Source organism: Caballeronia temeraria (genome assembly GCF_001544795.2).
In the GTDB taxonomy this organism is placed as follows: domain Bacteria; phylum Pseudomonadota; class Gammaproteobacteria; order Burkholderiales; family Burkholderiaceae; genus Caballeronia; species Caballeronia temeraria.
Genome location: NZ_FCOI02000001.1, coordinates 384,041 through 404,151, shown reverse-complemented (window position 1 = coordinate 404,151; position 20,111 = coordinate 384,041). Strand labels below are relative to the sequence as shown.

Genomic DNA, 20,111 nt, shown 5'->3' with positions numbered 1-20,111 from the left:
ATACGGCCTGAGAAGGTTTCGGCGGGGGCGCGAATTGAAAAGCTTTGTCAGCTAATGCGCCAGCATAGCAAAGCGGGCGCGCTGCCGAGAACCTGGCCGAATGGCCGAGGTCCGAAGCCTGTGTGAGTTGCGTTAGACTCGATTCTCGCCTCGTCCCCATCACATCAAAGAGCGTAAAAACAGGAAGTCGATGCGCTATTCGTTCGAAATCAGGAAGTTCATTTACAGCCAGTATTTCTTCGGCGGGTTGCGCATTGCGCTCGGCGTTTCGCTGCCGGCCGTCCTGATGCTCATCGTCTTTCACAATCGCGAGCTCGGTTTCACGATCGCAACCGGCGCGCTCGGCGCGTGCGTCGTCGACATGCCCGGCCCGCTTCGGCACAAGCACAACGAGATGCTCGCGTGCACGGTGATCGGCTTCTTTGCGGCGCTCGCAACGGGCATCGCGACGGCGCATCCGCTGACGTTGTGGCTCACCATCGTGCCGCTGACCTTCGTGTTGTCGCTGATCGTCGTGTACGGCAACCGCTGGCCGCAGATCAGCTTCGCGACGCTCTTCATGATGGTCGTCACGCTCGAAGAGCATTTCACGCCGATGCAGGCGCTCGTCAACGCGTCGTGGATTCTGCTGGGCGGCCTCTGGTACACGTACTGGGCAACGCTCGTCCTGCGGCTGCTCGTCTATCGCATCGAACAGCAGGCGCTGGCCGAGAGCATCTTCAGTTGCGCGGAGTATCTGCTCGCGCGCGCCGAGTTCTATGACGGCGACGCCGATCTCGACGAGTGTTATCGCCTGCTCATCGAAAAGCAGATCGCGGCGGTGGAGCGGCAGGAGGCGGCGCGCGACATCGTGCTGCGCAATCTGCCGAAGGTGAAGAGCGGCAAGCTCGATCCGCGCCGCGCCCGGCTCTTCAATCTTTTCATCAACGTGGTCGATCTGCACGAGTTTTTTGTCGGCGCGCACACGGATTACCCGCTCGTGAGAAAGACCTTCGCGGGCTCGGACGTGCTGATCTTTTATCGCGACCTGATGCGAAAGGCGGCCGCCGATCTCGAGGAAATCGGCCTCGCGGTGCTGCAGAACAACGCTGCCGGCCGGCAGATCAGCATGAAGGCCGAGCTGCGCGCGATCGAATACGAGCTGGAGCTGATGCGCAAGCACGGGCTGCCGGAGAAGAATCCCGAAGCGTACGCGGCGGCGGCGGCCGTATTCAGGCGTTTGTGGAGCGCGACGCGCCTCATCGACAAGATGCGCCGCCGCACCCGCGACGACGCCAGCGCAACCGAAACCGAAGTGCAGATCGACCACGCGCTGTCGCGCTTCATATCGAGCCGGCGCGTGCCGTTCAACCAGATCTTCTCGAATCTCACGATGGCCTCGCCGAGCTTCCGGCACGCGCTGCGCGTGACCATCGCGGTGGGCATCGGGTTCTGGCTCGGGCGTCTGTTGCCGCTCACGAACGCCTACTGGATCGTGATGACGACCGTCATCATTCTGAAGCCCGGCTATTCGCTCACCAAGCAGCGCAACACGCAGCGGATCATCGGCACGGCGATCGGCTGCGCGGTGACCATCGCGCTGATCCTGTTCTTCAAGGACCCGCATATCCTGCTCGTCGTGATGTTCGCGTCGATGGTGATGAGCTACAGCCTCCTGCTCTTCAACTACGCGGCGAGCGTCGTGTTCACGTCGTCGTATGTGCTGCTGATGTTCCATCTGCTCGCGCCGGGCAACATGCGGATCATCGGCGAGCGCGCCATCGATACCGTCGTCGGTTGCGCGATCGCCATCGCGGCGAGCCATCTGTTTCCGTACTGGGAATATCGGCTGATGGGCAAGCTCGTGAAGGATCTGCTCGCCGCGACGCGCAATTATCTCGAAGCAAGCTGGTGGTGGCGCGCGACGCAGACCGACAAGACGCGCGCCGCCGCGGCTTCGGCGCCCACGGTCGAAACGCCGGTCGACAGCGCCGTCTTCGCCGATGCGAACGCGGGCGCCGTGGCGGCGTCGTCGGCCGTCGAGGCGCCCGCGCAAGCAGTGCCGATCACGGCGGAAGCGGCCAACGAGCCGATCGCCGCCACGCCGGCGCTCGAACCCGCGCTCGCCGCCGATTCGGCGATGAAGGCCGCGAGCGCGACGGCGCAGCGATTGTCGTCGGTGAGCATCGGCGAAAGCACGGCGGCCACGGCGAGCAAGGGCGCCTCCGCCGCCGCGACGATGGCCGCCACGGCGCTCGACCGCGACTTTCGCTACCGGCTCGCGCGCAAGAACGTGCATATCGCGTTTGCCAATCTCGCGCAGGCGTTCCAGCGCATGATGCTGGAGCCGAAGGCGCAGCAAAGGTACGTCGCCGAATTGAACGATCTGCTCGTACAGAGCCATGTGCTCGCGTCGCAGATCACGGCCGCCGCGCCGCTCCTGCAATCGCTCAACGAGGCAGGCGGCCAGCCGTTCGAACCGGTGCAGCGCACGCTGGGCATCGTTCGCGACAATCTCGCCGGCGCCGAGAGCGAACTGCCCGCCGCGCCGAAGCCCGATGCGCCGCCCGCGCAGGCGGACGCGCTCAAGGAGTTGCGGCGCGATCTGGACAAGATGGTCGTCGATGCGGAGCGCGCACAGTCGCTGCCCGCCGATGCGCTCCACGACCTGAAACTGCTCGCGCATCAGTGCAAGCAGATGCTGACGGCGGCATCGCTCATCGGCAAGGATGCTGCGCAGATACGCCTGCCGGTGTGACTGCCGCTGTCTTGACTGCGAATTTGCTGCGAATTTACTGTGAAGCGCCGACGGCGGGCATCGCGGGCCGCACGTCGCTCGCGGCGGATGGCTGGGCGTTTTGCTCGTCGAACTCGCGCTTTTCGCGGATCGCGTTGAAGAGAATCGTGCCGATCACGATCAGCACCACGACGACGATAAACACACTGACGGCGCGGGTCGGATTCTTCTTCGGCATACCGGGCGGGCGGCGCGGGTCGCGAGGGTCGTGGGTCATGAAATGATTCGTGGCAACGTTTCGGGAAGGACCCGCTATGGTACCCGGCTTGGGTTTCAGTTGGATTGCGAGCGGTGGCGAGCGCGGGGCACGTTGGTTCGCGTCGTTTCGAAACCCGCGCGCCGGTCGCGAAATTCTCTGCTGCACGCGCGCGCTTGAACGCCGCTCGTCCGATTGACGATACTAATGACGATTCCATGCGCGTCCGATCCCGGGAAGGGCTTCAAGGGGCAATCCCGGGATACCTTGTGACCGGACGTGTTGAGCCGCCCGCCCGGGCGGCTTCTCTTTTATGCGTGCCGCTTTTATGCGTGCCACGCACCACGCATCGCGCGGCAAGCGAGCGCCGCGCGGTCGTTCAAGGCTCGAGCGTCGGCCTGACCGGCAGCGCCGTCGAATATTTGATCTGCTCCATCGCGAAACTGGAACTCACGTCATAGAGCGGCACGGCGCGAATGAGCTGCTTGTACACGCGGTCGTAATCGTTGATATCCGACACCACGACGCGCAGCAGATAGTCGGTCTCGCCGCTCATCCGGTACACCTCGACCACTTCCGGAATGTCGCGGACCGCGCGCGTGAAATCGTCTGCCCACGTCTGCGTGTGCTGGTTGGTGCGCACCGCGACGAAGACGGTCGTGCCGACGCCCAGCTTCTTCGGATCGCACAACGCCACCTGCGCGCGGATCACACCCGTCTCTTTCAGACGCTGCACGCGTTTCCAGCACGGCGTCTGAGACAGATTCACACGTTGCGCGAGTTCCGCGATGGGCATCGTCACGTCCTGCTGCAGCAATTCGAGCAGTTTTCGGTCGATGAGGTCCATTCCCATGCTGCACCCCTAATAGGAAATTATTCTATTTCTCGATGTTCGAGCGGAATTATATGGAAACTAATTCTGGAGGCAAGCCGGTATAAATAGATCAAACGGACCACCACGACGAGACGGTTCCTCCACTATGCGACTCGAACATGTCAGCCGCCCCGCGCGGCCCTTTTCGCCGGAATTTCCGGCTTCGGATTCCTGCGCGCAGCGAAGCGCGGCGCTCGAACAACTGTGCGTCGAAATCGATGCCGCGTTCGCAGCCGCAGAAGCCGATCGGCGCGCCTCGTTCGGTGAGCGCGTGCGCCTCGCGCTGCAACGCGCGATCGCCGATCCAGGGGTGCTGCGGCCCGACCAGCGCGTGAGCAATCCGCAGAAGTATTGCCGCCATCTGCTCGCCGCCGACCCGCTCAATCGTTATGCGATCGCCGCGCTCGTGTGGGAGCCGGGGCAGGCAAGCCCGGTGCACGGTCATCGGACGTGGTGCGGCTATGCGGTGATCGAAGGCACGCTCGACGAGACGCTTTATCGCTGGGACGCGGCCGAGCATCGCGCGGTTCAGACGCGGCGTCATCCGCGTGCGACGGGCGCGGTGTCGTATGTGGATGCGGGGCGCGGCGCGATTCATCAGCTCGGCAATCCCGCCGATGCCACCGCGCGCGCCGTCTCGCTGCATATTTATGGCGTCGCGGGCGAACAGATCGCCACGCACGTCAACGATCTGCTCGCGGCCTGAAGCGAGGCCCGAAAGTCGTTCAGCCCTTCCCCGGCTCCGGCGCAGTCGGAATCTGCGGCGGTATCTGCACGGACTGATCGGTCGGCGGCGGCGCGGCTTGCGGTTCGTGCGACAGGTCGCGCGCCGCGGCTGCCGCGATCTTCGTCTCGCGCGCAGCCGATGCGGGACCGGCGGCCAGCTCTTCTTCCTCTTCCACCGGCGACGGCGCCTCGCCCGTCCAGATGCGTCGCGCGCGCTCGCGCCCTTCGGCGTCCGCGCCGGACATCGTGTCGCGTGTCATCTGCACGTGCATCTGCGGCACCGGAATCTCCATGCCGGCTTCGTCCATCTTGCGCTTGATGCGCAGATTGAACGCCCGCGCGACGCTCCATTGCTGCAAAGGCCGCGTCTTGATCTGCCCTTTCACGACCATCCAGTTCGGATCGAAGCGGTCCAGTCCCCAGACCTCGACCGGACCGAGCATCTCCATCCGGTAGCGGAAATCGTCCAATAGCTCCGAGCCGACTTCGCGGATCATCTGCGTGACTTCGTCGACGTCCGCCGTGAACGGCACGCGCACTTCGAACACCGCGTACGCGAAATCGCGCGACAGGTTCTTCACCGTCTTGATCTGCGAGAACGGAATCGCGTGGATCGCGCCCTGGCCGTCGCGCAGGCGCACGGTGCGTATCGTCAGACTCTCGACGATGCCCGCATGGCCGCCTTCGACCTCGATCGAATCGCCCACCGAAATCGTGTCCTCGATGATGATGAAGAGCCCCGTGATCAGATCCGCGACGAGCGACTGCGCGCCGAAGCCGACCGCGAGGCCGATCACGCCCGCGCCCGCGAGCAGCGGCGTCACGTTCAGGCCGAGATTCGCCGCCGTGACGATCGCCGCGACGGTCAGCAGAAACACGAACACGACGTTGCGCACGAGCGGCAGCATCGTGCGGGCGCGCATGCTCGGGCCGCGTCCGCCGCGCCGCGCATCGGGGCGCAGCGCTTCCTGAATGCCCGTATCGATGAGAATCCAGATCAGCCAGACGATGAAGAACGTCAGCACGATCATCGCGACCGCGTGCGTGATGCCGCGCGCGGCGACACTCTCCTCGGCCATATGCGCGAGCGAGAAACCCCAGAAACGCGACGACAATTCGAGGAACGCGAGCCACACGCCGACCACGATCATCGTGCCGACGAACTTGACGAGTCTGCGCACATACGCCGATTGCCGGCGCGGCTTTTTCGACCGCGGCCGCGTGATGCGCACGACGATCGCCGACAGAAAGAACCCGACGACGAGCAGGCCCGCGGTCGCGATCGCCATTTGCAGCACGTTTTCCGAGGTGCCGATGCCCATCAGCGTCGCCACCACCGACGCCGACGCGAGCAGCAACAGCGGCAACTGCCACAGCGACGCGACCACTTCGAAGGTTTCGGTCGCGGCCTTGCGCGTGTTGCGCTGCTCGTAGCTGCGGCTGCGGATCAGATGCGCGACCGGCCGCTGGAACGCGAGCGCGAAATACGCGGTCAGGGCCGCCGCGCCCATGTTCGCGCACGTCGAGATCAGCGCGGAAAGGTTGGTGCCGAGCTGCTGCGCGACGTCGTAATTGGCGGCGGCATCGCCGAGCGCGCCGAGCGTGCCGATCAGAAACAGCAGCCGCCGCGCGCGGATGATCAGCAAATTCACCGCGACGCGCCGGTGCGCCGAGCCGAACAGCGAGAACATGATGAGACAGATCGCGGAGAACACCGCGCCCGCGACGATCGCGTAAGCGGTGACCATCGCGAGCGTGCGGCCGAGCGACAACGGCATGTAGTGCGTGAACGTCAGCGCCGCGAGGAACGCGAAGAGATACGGCGCCACGCGGCGCAGCGTGAAGAGCAGCAGCTCGCGCGTCGTCGGATTCGAATGCAGACCGATCTCGACGCCATAGCGCGCCCGCACGCGCCGCTGCAGATAGACCAGCACCATCGCGCAGGCGCCCCAGCCCACGAGCGTCGCGAAGTAATTGAAGAGCGTGCGGCCGAACGGCTCGCGGCTCTGGCTCGTGACGAGCGTGAAGAGCTCGTTGCCGGCGGCGTTGAAGCGCCCGCCCCAGTAGGCGATCGGCGTTTTGCCGCGCTTCACGTCGGCTTCGATGTTGGTGAGGCCGGACGCGATCGCGCCGAGCAAGCCGGCGTTCTGCGCCATCGTCGCCACGACCGAGGACGTCGTCGCGCCCGAAGTCGGCTGCGCGCTCGCGGCCGCCGTGCCGCTCGACGTGGCGTCCGTCGTCGCGGATGCCGCGGCGGCGGCGGATGCGGGAACCGTGGTATCGGCGGCGCGCTTCGCATCGCGCAGATGCTTGAGTTGCGCGACGAGCGCGGCGCGCTGCTTGTCGCTGTCGAGCGTCGCGATGATGGTGTCGAGCGAGCGCAGCATCTCGGCATCGGACATGGCGGGCGCCGATGCGGCATCCGGCGCGGACGCGGGCGCGGGCGGCGTGATCAGTTCCTGGAACGTGGGCAGCGTGAGTGCCGGCGCGGCCTGGACGGCAGGCGAAGCGAATGCGATCGACGCAATCAGCGCGGCGAGCATCGATGGCATTGCAAGCGAAAACGCGCGCGATGCATGGCGCGCGAGCGCGGCGCGGAACGGCACGAGCGCCGCCATCCAGGAGATCGCGACAGACGCCGCCGCGCGCAAAGGCGCGAGCTTGCGTGACTTCATGACAGTCTCGATTTCTGAAAGACCGCCAGTTTAGCGGCTGTGACAAAGACGCCGCCCAACGCGGACGTAACCGAATGTTAAGTCTTTCCGCGTTGATTTTTCAGACGATTGACGCCGATGCCGGCACTATTTGTCCATCTCGGTGCGCGTGCCGCTGGATTCGGATGTGGGCCCGGCGACCGAACCCTGCGCGCTCGCCTGCGGATTCGACGCGCCGCCCGGCTGCGCGGACCATTCCTGCAACTTGCGCCCCGCCGACTGCAGGCCGGCGCCCGTTGCGCTCGCGGCGTTGGTGATCGCGGCGTTCGTGGCGCTCGCCGCGCTGTCGAAGTTCGCTCGCGCCGTCGCGGCGACGCTGCTCGCGGATACATCCGGCATCGAGCCGGCGTTGTCGATGTTCTGCTGCGCCGATTGCTTCGCGGCATCGACCTTCTGGCCGACGTAGCTCGCGGCCTGATCCAACTTCTGGCTCGTCTGGCTCGCGAGGTTGTTGAACGAGCTCGCGGCCTGTCCCGCGCTTGCGTCGTGCTTCTCGCACGCGGCCAGCACGCCGAGCGCCGCCAGCGCCATCGCGATGCGGGTGATGGGAGTCATCTGCATAGTGTTACCTTCCTTCATCTCGAAACTGGCGCACATCATACGCTGTCGGTGCGACGCCGCTTCGCGCTGTCACATGCGAGGCGTCGCGCGGATAGTAGACTGATCCGCGCGGCGCAACCGGCGAAACCGGCGCGCGGCATCGAGCATCCGCCCCCCATTCCCTGACGAGGTTTAGCGATGGCTGCCAAGAAGATTCTCTTTCTCACCGGCGATTTCGCCGAGGACTATGAAACGATGGTCCCGTTCCAGGCGCTTCAGGCCGTCGGCCATACGGTCGATGCGGTGTGCCCCGGCAAGCAGCGCGGCGACACCATTAAGACGGCGATCCACGATTTCGAAGGCGACCAGACTTACACCGAGAAGCCGGGCCACCGCTTCACGCTCAACGCGAGCTTCGACGAGGTCGATCCCGCCCGTTATGACGCGCTCGCCATCGCCGGCGGCCGCGCGCCGGAATATCTGCGCCTGAACGATCGCGTGCTGGAACTGGTGCGCCACTTCGCGGAGGCGAACAAGCCGATCGCCGCCGTCTGCCACGGCGCGCAGCTGCTCGCGGCGGCGGGCGTGATCGAGGGACGGCGCATTTCCGCCTATCCGGCATGCGCGCCGGAGGTGCGGCTCGCGGGCGCGACCTTCGCCGATATCGCCGTCGACGACGCCATCACCGACGCCAACTTCGTCACCGCGCCCGCATGGCCCGCTCATCCGGCGTGGATCAGGCAATTTCTCGCGCTGCTCGGTACACGAATCGAACTCTGAACCTTGCATCGCAGGGGAACCTCGCTGGCGCGCGTACGACGCGCCAGCATTCGATCGAAGCCGATGGGAACGGCATCGCATCGCATCGCATCGCATCGCATCGCAAATGCAGGGAATAGAACTTTCCCTCTACATTTAAGACACTTCTGGTTTTGGCAAAATTTCAGGTCGCATATATTCGCCAGCGTCCCTCAGCCTCCACGAAGTCTCGCACGATGCTTTTCATGAATGTCGCTATCGCCCTGGCCGCCGGGCTGATGCTTTTCGAGCCGTTCACGCGCGCCCCCGCATCCCGCTTCACGACTCCCCGCCTGCGACGCAACCTCGCCCATCGCGCTTTCTATCAGGCGGGCGCGGCATTCCTGGCGGCCCTGCTCATCGCGACGAGTCCGCCTGCGCCCGACCGCATTTCTCCGCTCGTGGTCTATGCGGTCGCTGCGTTGCTCGTCTGCGCGGCACTCTACTGGATCGGGCGCGGCAAGCGCCTGCTCAAGCAGCCGCGCGTATTCGCCGACCTGTATTGATTCATCCCGCGCGGCGCCCTCGCGCCGCGTGTGCTGTTCGCTTCCTTTCCCCGCTGCACCTCTTCCTTCCGGCATCCGTGCAACCACCGCGCGCGTCGTCCGCTGCGGCCCGCGCGCCTTCAGGTATATTCGCGCCAAGGCATTGTGGCGAACGCACGGACGAAAAAAAAGGCGCTACGTTGCCGTAGCGCCTTAAAAGTTCTAGCCATTCCGAGGGCCGTGCTAGAACCTGAGAGCCTGTATTTCGAGCCCGCGCGGCAAGCGCCAAACGCGCACATCACTTCCGGTTTCGAAATTCGGTTCCATTTTTTCCGGGATCGCTGCCCAAGTCAAGCAAAATCTCGCGGTCCGGGCAAGTGCCCAAGTTTCGTTCAACACGCAACGATCGCCCTAAAAGTTTCATCGCGGATGCTGCTTATCGCGAAGGCTTGCATGATTTGCAAGTTTCTCGATTCGGCCTTGTAGAATTGCGCCACGTCATCAAACAAAACGATGTTTCACAAAACAAACGCCTATGCAGAATGAACCGTCGACCGGCAGGGAACGCGTCCGGGAAAAGGACGGCGAGGAAGTCACCGCGCTCGCTCGCGGACTCGACGTTCTGCGCCGGATCGCCGCCGCAGACGCGCCCGTCAGTAATCGGGAGCTGACCGACTGGACAGGAATTCCGAAGCCCACGGTTTCGCGGATCACGGCGACGCTCGTCGGCGCCGGCTTGCTGCATCGCCTGCCCGACAGCGAGCGGTTCGTGCTGACCGCATCCGTGCTCGAACTGAGCAACGGATTCTTACGCAATTTCGATATTCGTGCGCGGGCGCGCCCGTTCCTCATCAAGCTCGCCGAGCACACCGGTTTGTCCGTGCACCTCGCCGTGCGCGATCGTTTGGACATGGTTGTAATCGATGCCATTCGGCCGCGATCCGCCGTGCTCGTATCGCGGCTCGAAGTCGGCGGCAGGATGGATCTGAGCCGCACGGCGGTCGGGCGCGCGTATCTCGCGGTGTTGTCGGAGGCGGACCGGCGCGCGCTGATCGGCAGTTTGCAGACCGCATCGGGCGACGACTGGCCATCGATCGCGGGTGGCTTGCAGCGCGGCCTCGACGATGCATTGCGCCTGGGTTTCGCGATTTCCGTCGGCGAATGGCATCAGGGCCTGAATGCGGTCGCGGCGGGCTTCGTCGGGCCGTCCGAGGAACGCTATTCGGTCAACTGCGGCGGCGCCGCGCATCAGTGTCCGCGCGATATATTGATCGATGAAGTCGCGCCGGCCCTGCTCGATTGCGTCGGGCAGATCACGCGCGAGATCGGCGGCACGCACGCCACGAACGCCACGCGCGCCGCCGGCTGACCACGCTTCGGCTGCCGGGCCGCCGAAGCGCGTCGAAAGCACGCATCGATGTGCGTGTAACAGTCGTAATCAACAGAAAGAATGGCCGGTGGACGGCCTCGGGTGCGGGACGTAGCATCATGCTTCGCGCGCATAGGGGCCGTGCCGGATCGCTCGCCTGACTTGAGCAGGCAATCTTTCCAGCCGCTTTCGACGGCCCCGCATCATTCACGGCCTCCGCTTCGGGAGCGGTTCATGCGCGCAGCGCGACGCCCGCGCCTGAACCGTGACCGCCGCCCGCCCACGCTTCGAACAGATTTGAAAGACCCAGCCACCGAACCGATGGACGACCAAAAGAATCCCCCAGGGCAATCGCGCCCGACGCCTCCCTCGCCTGCCGCCATCGAACCCGCGCCGCGCCGGCGCCGGATCGTTCCGCTCATCGTTGCGATTTTGATCGTCGCAGGAGCGCTCGCGTGGTGGCATCCGTGGAACCGCGGCGAGAGCGGCGGCACGAGCGGCACGCCGGAAGCGCGTCAAGGCGGACGGCGCGGCGCACCGAACCCGATGAACCAGCCGCAGCCGGTGCACGTGGCGAGCGTCACGCAAGGCGAGATGCCTGTCGTCATCAATTCGCTCGGTACGGTCACGCCGCTTGCGAACGTCACGGTCAAGACGCAGTTGAACGGCACGCTCGTCGACGTCGCGTTCAAAGAAGGCCAGATGGTCAGGAAGGGCGACGTGCTCGCGCAGATCGATCCGCGCCCGTATGAAATCTCGCTGCGCAACGCGGAAGGCGCGCTCGCGAAGGATCAGGCGCTCCTGCAGACCGCGCGGCTCGACTTGCAGCGGTATCAAACGCTGCTTTCGCAAGATTCCATCGCGAAACAGCAGGTCGATACGCAGGCGTCGCTCGTGAAGCAGTACGAAGGCGCGGTGAAGTCGGATCAGGCCAACGTCGACACGTACAAGCTCGATCTGACCTACGCGCGCATCACGGCGCCGGTGTCGGGGCGCGTCGGCCTGCGCCAGGTCGATCCGGGCAACTACGTGACCACGGGCGACACGAACGGCGTCGTCGTCATCACGCAGTTGCAGCCGATCAGCGTGATCTTCACCACGTCCGAAGACAATCTCGCCGCCATTCTCAAGCCGCTGCACGCGGGCACGAAGATGTCGGTCACGGCGTATGACCACGCGAACACCACGTCGCTCGAAGCAGGCTATCTCGAAACGGTCGACAACCAGATCGACACGACGACCGGCACCGTCAAGCTGCGCGCCACCTTCGACAATAAAGAAAGCATGCTTTTCCCGAATCAGTTCGTGAACACGAAGCTGCTCGTCGATGTCATCAAGAACGCGACCATCGTGCCGACGCCGGCGGTGCTGAACGGCTCGTCGGGCGCGTTCGTGTACGTGGTGAAGCCGGACAACACCGTCACCGTGCGCAACGTGAAGACCGGTCCGGTCGATGGCGAGCGCACCAGCATCAAGTCCGGCCTGGAAGTCGGCGAGCGCGTGGTCATCGACGGCTCCGACCGCCTGAAGGAAGGCGCCAAGATCACGATTCCGGCCGAGAAAGCGAAGGCGGCTTCCGGTGCCTCGGGCGCTTCGGGCGCATCCGCGACCGTGCCAGCTTCGGCGGCATCGGGCGCGCGCCACGGCGGGCATCGACGTCAGCAACCGCAGCAGTAAGTCCAAGCACGACGCATGAATCCATCCCGCATTTTTATTCTGCGCCCGGTCGGCACGGCGCTCCTGATGGCGGCGATCATGCTGGTCGGCCTCGTCGCGCTGCGCTTTCTGCCGCTCTCGGCGCTGCCCGCCGTCGACTATCCGACGATCCAGGTCCAGACCTTCTATCCGGGCGCGTCGCCGGACGTGATGACATCGAGCGTCACCGCGCCGCTCGAAAAGCAGTTCGGGCAGATGGCGAGCCTGAACCAGATGTCGTCGCAGAGCTCGGCGGGCGCATCGGTCATCACGCTGCAGTTCAGTCTCGATTTGCCGCTCGATATCGCCGAGCAGGAAGTGCAGGCGGCGATCAACGCGGCGGGCAATCTGCTGCCGTCCGACCTGCCCGCGCCGCCGATCTACGCGAAGGTGAATCCCGCCGACGCGCCGATCATGACGCTCGCGGTCAGCTCGAAAACCTTGCCGCTGACGCAAGTGCAGGATCTCGCCGATACCCGTCTCGCGCAGAAAATCTCGCAGGTGGCGGGCGTGGGCCTCGTCTCGGTGAGCGGCGGCAATCGCCCTGCCGTGCGCATTCGCGCGAACACGCGGGCGCTTGCGTCGTATGGCCTCAACATCGACGATCTGCGCACGACGATTTCCAACCTCAACGTCAACACGCCGAAGGGCAACTTCGACGGCCCGACGCGCGCCTACACGATCAACGCGAACGACCAGCTCACCGACGCCAACGCCTACAAGAGCGCGGTCGTCGCGTATCGCAATGGCCGTCCGGTGATGCTGACGGATGTCGCGAGCATCGTCGAGGGACCGGAGAACACGAAGCTCGGCGCGTGGGTCGACTCGACGCCCGCGATCATCCTGAACGTGCAGCGTCAGCCGGGCGCGAACGTGATCGCCGTCGTCGACGGCATCAAGAAAATCCTGCCGCAATTGCAGCAGTCGCTGCCCGCGGCGCTCGACGTGCGCGTCGTCACCGACCGCACCACGACCATCCGCGCATCGGTTCGCGACGTGCAGTTCGAACTCGCGCTATCCGTCGTGCTGGTCGTGCTCGTCATCTATCTGTTCCTGGCGAACGTCTACGCGACCCTCATCCCGAGCTTGTCGGTGCCGCTGTCACTGGTCGGCACGCTCGCGATCATGTACCTGTGCGGCTTCTCGCTCGACAACCTCTCGCTGATGGCGCTGACCATCGCGACCGGCTTCGTCGTCGACGACGCCATCGTGATGATCGAAAACATCGCGCGTTACGTCGAGGAAGGCGAATCGCCGCTCGAAGCGGCGCTCAAGGGTTCGAAGCAGATCGGCTTCACCATCATTTCGCTGACAGTCTCGCTGATCGCCGTACTGATTCCGCTGCTCTTCATGGGCGATGTCGTCGGCCGCCTCTTCCACGAATTCGCGATCACGCTCGCGGTGACCATCGTGATTTCGGCGATCGTCTCGCTCACGCTCGTGCCGATGATGTGCGCGAAACTCCTGCGCCACACGCCGCCGAAGGAAAGCAAACGCTTCGAGGCGCGCGCGCATCAGTTCATCGATTACGTGATCGGGCGCTATGCGGTCGCGCTGAACTGGGTGCTCGAACGGCAACGCGCGACGCTCTTCGTCTTCGTGCTCACGCTCGTGTTGACCGCCGTGCTGTACGTGTTCATTCCGAAGGGCTTTTTCCCGACGCAGGACACCGGCGTCATTCAGGCGATCACGCAGGCGCCGCAGGCCGCGTCGTATCAGGCCGTCGCGGACCAGCAGCAGGCGCTCGCGAAGAAAATTCTGCAGAACCCGGATGTCGAAAGCCTGACTTCGTTCGTCGGCGTAGATGGCTCGAACATCACGCTCAACAGCGGGCGCATGCTCATCAACCTGAAGCCGCGCGACGACCGCAGCAACACGTCGAGCGACATCATCCGCACGATCCAGAGCGAAGTCGCCGATATTCCCGGCATCAAGCTGTATATGCAGCCGGTGCAGGATCTGACGATCGACTCGACCGTCAGCCCGACGCAATATCAGTTCATGCTGACGGACCCGAACCCGTCCGAGTTCGCGGAATGGGTGCCGAAGCTCGTCGAGCGGCTGCAACACACGTCGGTGCTCACCGACGTCGCGACCGATCTGCAGCAGAACGGTCAGTCGGTGTACATCGAGATCGACCGGGAAACGGCCGCGCGCTTCGGCATCACGCCCGCGACCGTCGACAACGCGCTCTACGACGCCTTCGGCCAGCGCATCATCTCGACGATCTTCACGCAGTCGAACCAGTACCGCGTGATTCTCGAAGCCGAACCGTCCGACGCGCATTACAGCGAAACGCTCAACGGCATCTATCTGCCCTCTTCCACCGCGACGAACGGTCAGGTGCCGCTCTCGGCCATCGCCAAGTTCCACGAACGCGCGGCGCCCTTGCTTGTCACGCACCTCGGCCAGTTCCCGGCGACGACCGTGTCCTTCAATCTCGCGAAGGGCGCGTCGCTCGGCGAGGCGGTGAAAGTCATCGAGCAGGCGAAGCAGGAAATCGGCTTGCCCGCGTCGTTCCAGATCCGCTATCAGGGCGCGGCGCTCGCGTTCCAGGCGTCGCTGTCGAACGAGCTGTTCCTGATTCTCGCGGCCATCGTGACGATGTATATCGTGCTCGGCGTGCTGTACGAGAGCTTCATCCATCCGATCACCATTCTTTCGACGCTGCCGTCCGCGGGCGTCGGCGCGCTGCTTTCGCTGATGGTCACCGGGCACGATCTGGACATCATCGGCATCATCGGCATCGTGCTGCTGATCGGCATCGTGAAGAAGAACGCGATCATGATGATCGACTTCGCGCTCGAAGCAGAGCGCGATCAGGGCAAGCCGCCGCGCGAAGCCATCTTCCAGGCGTGCCTGTTGCGCTTCCGCCCGATTCTCATGACGACAATGGCAGCACTTCTCGGCGCGCTGCCGCTGATGCTCGGCTGGGGCGCGGGCTCGGAGCTGCGGCGTCCGCTCGGCGTGGCGATCGTCGGCGGTCTGATCGTGTCGCAGTTGCTCACGCTCTTCACGACGCCCGTCATCTATCTCGGCTTCGATTCCCTCGCCCGCAAGCTGCGCGCGCGTTTTCACCGTGACGCGCCGCCGGCGCCCGCCAGCGAGGGCCGTTGAGTCATGAACATGTCGCGCCTCTTCATCGGCCGGCCGGTCGCTACGACATTGCTCGCAATCGGCATTGCGCTCGCGGGCATGTTCGCGTTCGTGCGGCTGCCGGTGGCGCCCTTGCCGCAGGTCGATTTTCCGACCATCTCCGTGCAGGCGTCCTTGCCGGGCGCGAGCCCGGAGACGGTGGCGACGAGCGTCGCGAGTCCGCTGGAGCGGCATCTGGGCACCATCGCGGATGTCAGCGAAATGACGTCGATGAGTTCCGTCGGCACGACGCGCATCACGCTGCAATTCGGCCTGAATCGCGACATCGACGGCGCCGCGCGCGACGTGCAGGCCGCGATCAACGCCGCGCGCGCCGACCTGCCGACCGCGCTGCGCCAGAACCCGACGTACCACAAGGTCAATCCCGCCGACGCGCCGATTCTCGTCCTCGCGCTCTCCTCGCCCACGCGCACGGCGGGCGCGCTCTACGGCTCCGCCGCGACCGTGCTGCAGCAGACGCTGTCGACCGTGCCGGGCGTCGGCGAAGTCGATGTGAGCGGCTCCGCGAATCCGGCCGTGCGCGTCGAGCTGGAACCGGGCGCGCTCTTTCACTACGGCATCGGGCTCGAGGATGTGCGCGCCGCGCTCGCGTCGGCGAATGCGAACAGTCCGAAGGGCGCGATCGAATTCAAGGGCACCCGCGTCCAGCTCTACACCAACGATCAGGCGAGCAAGGCGGCGCAGTACAAGGATCTCGTGGTCGCGTACCGCAACGGCTCGGCGGTAAAGCTGTCCGATGTCGGCGAAGTGGTCGATTCGGTCGAAGACCTGCGCAATCTCGGCCTCATCAACAACAAGCGCGCGGTGCTCGTGATCCTGTATCGCCAGCCGGGCGCGAACATCATCGAAACGATCGACCGCGTGAAGTCGATGCTGCCGCAATTGCAAGCCGCCCTTCCCGCCGACGTCCAGATCACGCCGACCGCCGACCGCTCCACGACGATCCGCGCGTCGCTGCACGACACCGAACTCACGCTCGCGATCGCGGTGGCGCTCGTCGTGATGGTCGTGTTCCTGTTCCTGCGCAACTGGCGCGCGACGCTGATACCGAGCGTCGCCGTGCCGATATCGATCATCGGCACCTTCGCGGCAATGTATCTGCTCGGCTTTTCGCTCGACAACCTGTCGCTGATGGCGCTGACCATCGCGACGGGCTTCGTCGTCGACGACGCGATCGTCGTGCTCGAAAACATCACGCGGCATGTGGAGAAAGGCGTGCCGCGCATGGAGGCGGCGATCATCGGCGCGCGCGAAGTCGGCTTCACGGTGCTGTCGATCAGCGTGTCGCTCGTCGCCGTGTTCCTGCCCATTTTGCTGATGGGCGGTATCGTCGGGCGGCTCTTCCGCGAGTTCGCGCTCACGCTGTCGCTTGCGATCGGCGTGTCGCTCGTCGTATCGCTGACCGTCACGCCAATGATGTGCTCCCGTCTGCTCGAAGAGCCGCACGAGCGCAAGCAGGAAGGCCGTATCGCGCGTTGGCTGGAACGCCAGTTCGACCGCATGCAGCGCGGCTACGCGCGCACGCTCGGCTGGGCGCTCGCGCATCCGCGCACGATTTTGATGATTCTGTTCGCGACCATCGGGCTGAACGTGTTTCTGTACATCATCGTGCCGAAGGGTTTTTTCCCGCAGCAGGACACGGGGCGCATCATCGGCGGCATTCAGGCGGATCAGAGCACGTCGTTCCAGGCGATGAAAGTCAAGTTCGCGGAAATGATGAAGATCGTCGAAGCGGACCCGGCCGTCGACAGCGTCGCGGGCTTCACGGGCGGCCGCTCGACCAACTCGGGCTTCATGTTCATTTCGCTCAAGCCGAAGAGCGTGCGCAAGGTTTCCGCCGATCAGGTGATCAACCGCCTGCGCAAGCCGCTCGCGGATGTCGCCGGCGCGCGCACGTTCCTTCAGGCCGTGCAGGACATTCGCGTGGGCGGGCGGCAGTCGAACGCGCAGTATCAGTTCACGCTGCTATCGGACTCCACCGCCGATCTCTACAAGTGGGGCCCGATTCTCACCGACGCGTTGCAAAAGCGCCCCGAACTCGCCGACGTCAACTCCGACCAGCAACAAGGCGGTCTCGAAGCGATGGTCACGTTCGACCGCGCCACCGCCGCGCGTCTGAACATCAAGCCGGCGCAGATCGACAACACGCTCTACGACGCGTTCGGCCAGCGCCAGGTCTCGACCATCTACAACCCGCTGTCGCAGTATCACGTGGTGATGGAGCTCGCGCCGAAATACTGGCAAGACCCGGAGATGCTCAAGCAGATCTACATCAGCACGTCGGGCGGCACGGCGAGCGGCTCGGCATCGACGCAATCGACCACGACGTCGGGTGCGACGACGACCGCGTCGACATCCGCGACGGGATCGACCGGCGCGGGCGGCTCGTCGACGAGCACTTCCGACACCACCGCCGCCCTCGCGCTCGCCGCCGTGAAGAACTCGGCGACGAACGCGATCTCGGCAACGGGCAAGGGCGGTTCGTCATCGGGCGCGGCAGTGTCGACGTCGAAGGAAACGATGGTGCCGCTCTCGGCCATCGCGAAGTTCGGGCCGGGCAACACGCCGCTCTCGGTGAATCACCAGAGCCAGTTCGTCGCGTCGACGATTTCGTTCAATCTGCCGCCGGGCAAGTCGCTGTCCGACGCGACCGCCGCGATCTACGAAACGATGGCCACGCTCGGCGTGCCGCAGACCATCCACGGCACCTTCCAGGGCACGGCGCAGGCGTTCCAGCAATCGCTCAACGACCAGCCGCTCCTGATTCTCGCGGCGCTGGCGGCGGTCTATATCGTGCTCGGGATTCTGTACGAGAGCTACATCCATCCGATCACGATTCTTTCCACTTTGCCGTCCGCCGGCATCGGCGCGCTGCTCGCGTTGCTGCTGTTCAAGACGGAGTTCAGCATCATCGCGCTGATTGCGGTGATTCTGCTCATCGGCATCGTGAAGAAGAACGCGATCATGATGGTCGACTTCGCCATCGAGGCGACGCGCCACGGCGCGCAGACGCCGCAGGACGCGATCCGCGAGGCGTGTCTCTTGCGCTTCCGCCCGATCATGATGACGACGGCGGCCGCCCTGCTCGGCGCGCTGCCGCTCGCGTTCGGCACCGGCGAAGGCTCGGAGATGCGTGCGCCGCTCGGCATCGCGATCGTCGGCGGGCTGATCGTGAGTCAGATGCTGACGCTCTATACGACGCCCGTCGTCTATCTCTACATGGACCGCTTCCGCATTCGCGCGGAAGAGCGGCGTGCGCGCCGTCAGGGCCGCGCGCGTCCCGCGAACGCGGCTGAATAAGCCGATGAGAAAATGCTGCGGGCGCACACGCGTCCCGCGGCATATCGCTCGAAAATCGCCTACTTTGTCGGGTAGAGACCCACGGCGAAGGAGCGTTGCGCATGAAAACGCTGAAGGTTCTGCTGATCGGCGCGCACGGCCGCACCGGCCGGCTCATCGCCAAACGCCTGCATCACGACGCCGTGCCGTTTCGCGCGATGCTGCGCAAGTCCGCGCACAAGAGCGAGTTCGCGGCGATGGGCGCCGACATCGTGCTCGGCGATCTGACCCAGGACTTTTCCCACGCCTTCGACGACATCACGCACGTGATCTACGCAGCCGGATCGGCGGAAAACGAGGGCGTGCACGAGGAGCGCGCGATCGACCGCGACGCCGTCATGCGCACCGCCGATTCCGCGAAGCGCCGGCGTGTGCGGCAGCTCGTCGTCGTGAGCGCGTTGTCGGCGTTTTATCCCGAGCGCAGCGGATTTGCGCTGCGCCACTATTCACGGATGAAGCGTGAAGCCGATGAATACGTCGCGCATCGCGGCGTGCCTTTTGCGATTCTTCGGCCCGGACCGTTATCGGATGAACCGGCGCACGGCGCGATCGCGCTCGCCGACGAACTCACGGAACACAAGCCCGAAGTCGCGCGCGCCGATGTCGCGCGCATCGCGGTGCGCTGCGTGACGCTCGGCATCCGCGACCGGATGATCGCGTTCGTCGGCGGCGACGAGCCCATCGATAGCGTGCTCGATGCGCTCAACGCCGTCCATCACGCCACGCCGACGAGCCTGTAACCGACACCCGTTTCCGTCACGATATGCTCCGGCTGCGCGGGATCGCGCTCGAGCTTCTGGCGCAGATGCGCCATGTAGATGCGCAGATAATGCGGGCTTTCGACATGCGACGGCCCCCACACTTCCACCAGCAATTGCCGATGCGTGAGCACGCGCCCGGCGTGCCGCACGAGCGTCGATAGCAGCCGGTATTCGATCGGCGTCAGATGCACGTTCTCGCTGTTTTTTGTGACGCGGCGCAACGCGAGATCGACGGTGACATCGCCGAAAGTGACAACCGGCGTTTCGCTCGCCGACGCCTGATTGCGCCGCCGCAAATGCGCGCGAATCCGCGCCATCAGTTCGGAAACGCCGAAGGGCTTCGTGAGGTAATCGTCGGCGCCGGCATCGAGCGCGGCGACTTTCTCTTCCTCTTGCGTGCGCGCCGACAGCACGATGATCGGCAGCTCGGTCCAGCCGCGCAGTTCGCGAATGACGTCGATGCCGTCGGTATCGGGCAAGCCGAGATCGACGATCACGAGATCCGGCTTGCGCGTCGCGGCTTCGACGAGGCCTTTCTGCCCTGTTTCCGCTTCATGGACCGTCATGCCCTGCGCTTCGAGCGACACGCGCACGAAGCGGCGAATCTGCTTTTCGTCCTCGATCAGGACGACGGTGAAGGACGGCTCGCTCATGTTTTATTGGATCGTTAGTTTCACGAACC

General features: G+C 64.8%; 14 protein-coding genes. 9 read left to right on the top strand and 5 right to left on the bottom strand.

The features are described from left to right. The first annotated feature begins 190 nt into the window (after window positions 1-190). On the top strand, window positions 191-2,737 hold the full coding sequence (locus tag AWB76_RS01900) for an FUSC family protein (RefSeq protein WP_061158415.1): 2,547 nt from the start codon (window positions 191-193) through the stop codon (window positions 2,735-2,737). 34 nt (window positions 2,738-2,771) lie between these two features. Here AWB76_RS01900 and AWB76_RS01895 read toward each other — a convergent pair whose 3' ends face one another. Both AWB76_RS01895 and AWB76_RS01890 read right to left on the bottom strand, forming a co-directional pair. Then, entirely contained in the window at window positions 2,772-2,993 is a 222-nt protein-coding gene (locus tag AWB76_RS01895) for a hypothetical protein (RefSeq protein WP_061158414.1), read from the bottom strand. Window positions 2,994-3,351: 358 nt separating this feature from the next. Beyond that, the gene (locus AWB76_RS01890) at window positions 3,352-3,825 is read right to left on the bottom strand and encodes an Lrp/AsnC family transcriptional regulator (RefSeq protein ID WP_061158413.1); all 474 of its coding nucleotides are present in this window, start codon (window positions 3,823-3,825) and stop codon (window positions 3,352-3,354) included. 127 nt (window positions 3,826-3,952) lie between these two features. Between AWB76_RS01890 and AWB76_RS01885 the strand changes: the two genes are divergently transcribed. Next, window positions 3,953-4,552 carry a cysteine dioxygenase family protein gene (locus AWB76_RS01885; RefSeq protein ID WP_082864339.1) on the top strand — a complete coding sequence of 200 codons (600 nt, stop codon included), beginning with the start codon at window positions 3,953-3,955 and terminating at the stop codon, window positions 4,550-4,552. 19 nt (window positions 4,553-4,571) lie between these two features. Here AWB76_RS01885 and AWB76_RS01880 read toward each other — a convergent pair whose 3' ends face one another. Further along, window positions 4,572-7,247 (bottom strand): mechanosensitive ion channel family protein, encoded by a 2,676-nt coding sequence (locus tag AWB76_RS01880; protein WP_061158412.1) that lies wholly within the window; start codon window positions 7,245-7,247, stop codon window positions 4,572-4,574. 126 nt (window positions 7,248-7,373) lie between these two features. Continuing rightward, window positions 7,374-7,847: a BCAL1086 family glycoprotein gene (locus tag AWB76_RS01875; protein WP_061158411.1), complete on the bottom strand. Its 474-nt coding sequence runs from the start codon at window positions 7,845-7,847 to the stop codon at window positions 7,374-7,376. Between the two features lie 177 nt (window positions 7,848-8,024). Here AWB76_RS01875 and AWB76_RS01870 point away from each other — a divergent pair, with 177 nt between their 5' ends. From AWB76_RS01870 to AWB76_RS01840, 7 genes are all read left to right on the top strand, one after another. Next, a complete protein-coding gene (locus tag AWB76_RS01870) occupies window positions 8,025-8,606 on the top strand; it encodes a DJ-1/PfpI family protein (protein WP_061158410.1) in 582 nt (193 codons plus the stop codon). Between the two features lie 224 nt (window positions 8,607-8,830). Continuing rightward, window positions 8,831-9,130 carry a hypothetical protein gene (locus AWB76_RS01865; RefSeq protein ID WP_157696035.1) on the top strand — a complete coding sequence of 100 codons (300 nt, stop codon included), beginning with the start codon at window positions 8,831-8,833 and terminating at the stop codon, window positions 9,128-9,130. A gap of 514 nt (window positions 9,131-9,644) precedes the next feature. Next, a complete protein-coding gene (locus AWB76_RS01860) occupies window positions 9,645-10,478 on the top strand; it encodes an IclR family transcriptional regulator (RefSeq protein WP_061158408.1) in 834 nt (277 codons plus the stop codon). A 321-nt stretch (window positions 10,479-10,799) separates the two neighbouring features. Further along, window positions 10,800-12,155 carry an MdtA/MuxA family multidrug efflux RND transporter periplasmic adaptor subunit gene (locus tag AWB76_RS01855; RefSeq protein WP_061158407.1) on the top strand — a complete coding sequence of 452 codons (1,356 nt, stop codon included), beginning with the start codon at window positions 10,800-10,802 and terminating at the stop codon, window positions 12,153-12,155. Window positions 12,156-12,170: 15 nt separating this feature from the next. Beyond that, on the top strand, window positions 12,171-15,290 hold the full coding sequence (locus AWB76_RS01850; RefSeq protein ID WP_061158406.1) for an MdtB/MuxB family multidrug efflux RND transporter permease subunit: 3,120 nt from the start codon (window positions 12,171-12,173) through the stop codon (window positions 15,288-15,290). Window positions 15,291-15,293: 3 nt separating this feature from the next. Beyond that, window positions 15,294-18,629, top strand: coding sequence for an efflux RND transporter permease subunit (locus AWB76_RS01845; protein ID WP_061158405.1), 3,336 nt, complete (start codon window positions 15,294-15,296; stop codon window positions 18,627-18,629). Window positions 18,630-18,730: 101 nt separating this feature from the next. Next, entirely contained in the window at window positions 18,731-19,408 is a 678-nt protein-coding gene (locus AWB76_RS01840) for an NAD(P)H-binding protein (RefSeq protein ID WP_061158404.1), read from the top strand. Here the strand turns inward: AWB76_RS01840 and kdpE are convergent. Continuing rightward, the gene (gene kdpE / locus AWB76_RS01835; RefSeq protein ID WP_061158403.1) at window positions 19,384-20,082 is read right to left on the bottom strand and encodes a two-component system response regulator KdpE; all 699 of its coding nucleotides are present in this window, start codon (window positions 20,080-20,082) and stop codon (window positions 19,384-19,386) included. The two genes, AWB76_RS01840 and kdpE, sit on opposite strands and share 25 nt — an antisense overlap. Between the last annotated feature and the right edge of the window lie 29 nt (window positions 20,083-20,111).

Excerpts from the sequence above, each read along its gene's own strand:
- AWB76_RS01870 (WP_061158410.1), top strand. The coding sequence starts at position 8,025 with ATGGCTGCCAAGAAGATTCTCTTTCTCACCGGCGATTTCGCCGAGGAC.
- AWB76_RS01875 (WP_061158411.1), bottom strand. The coding sequence starts at position 7,847 with ATGCAGATGACTCCCATCACCCGCATCGCGATGGCGCTGGCGGCGCTC.
- AWB76_RS01845 (WP_061158405.1), top strand. The coding sequence starts at position 15,294 with ATGAACATGTCGCGCCTCTTCATCGGCCGGCCGGTCGCTACGACATTG.
- AWB76_RS01900 (WP_061158415.1), top strand. The coding sequence starts at position 191 with ATGCGCTATTCGTTCGAAATCAGGAAGTTCATTTACAGCCAGTATTTC.
- AWB76_RS01895 (WP_061158414.1), bottom strand. The coding sequence starts at position 2,993 with ATGACCCACGACCCTCGCGACCCGCGCCGCCCGCCCGGTATGCCGAAG.
- AWB76_RS01840 (WP_061158404.1), top strand. The coding sequence starts at position 18,731 with ATGAAAACGCTGAAGGTTCTGCTGATCGGCGCGCACGGCCGCACCGGC.
- kdpE (WP_061158403.1), bottom strand. The coding sequence starts at position 20,082 with ATGAGCGAGCCGTCCTTCACCGTCGTCCTGATCGAGGACGAAAAGCAG.
- AWB76_RS01885 (WP_082864339.1), top strand. The coding sequence starts at position 3,953 with ATGCGACTCGAACATGTCAGCCGCCCCGCGCGGCCCTTTTCGCCGGAA.
- AWB76_RS01890 (WP_061158413.1), bottom strand. The coding sequence starts at position 3,825 with ATGGGAATGGACCTCATCGACCGAAAACTGCTCGAATTGCTGCAGCAG.
- AWB76_RS01855 (WP_061158407.1), top strand. The coding sequence starts at position 10,800 with ATGGACGACCAAAAGAATCCCCCAGGGCAATCGCGCCCGACGCCTCCC.
- AWB76_RS01850 (WP_061158406.1), top strand. The coding sequence starts at position 12,171 with ATGAATCCATCCCGCATTTTTATTCTGCGCCCGGTCGGCACGGCGCTC.
- AWB76_RS01860 (WP_061158408.1), top strand. The coding sequence starts at position 9,645 with ATGCAGAATGAACCGTCGACCGGCAGGGAACGCGTCCGGGAAAAGGAC.
- AWB76_RS01880 (WP_061158412.1), bottom strand. The coding sequence starts at position 7,247 with ATGAAGTCACGCAAGCTCGCGCCTTTGCGCGCGGCGGCGTCTGTCGCG.
- AWB76_RS01865 (WP_157696035.1), top strand. The coding sequence starts at position 8,831 with ATGAATGTCGCTATCGCCCTGGCCGCCGGGCTGATGCTTTTCGAGCCG.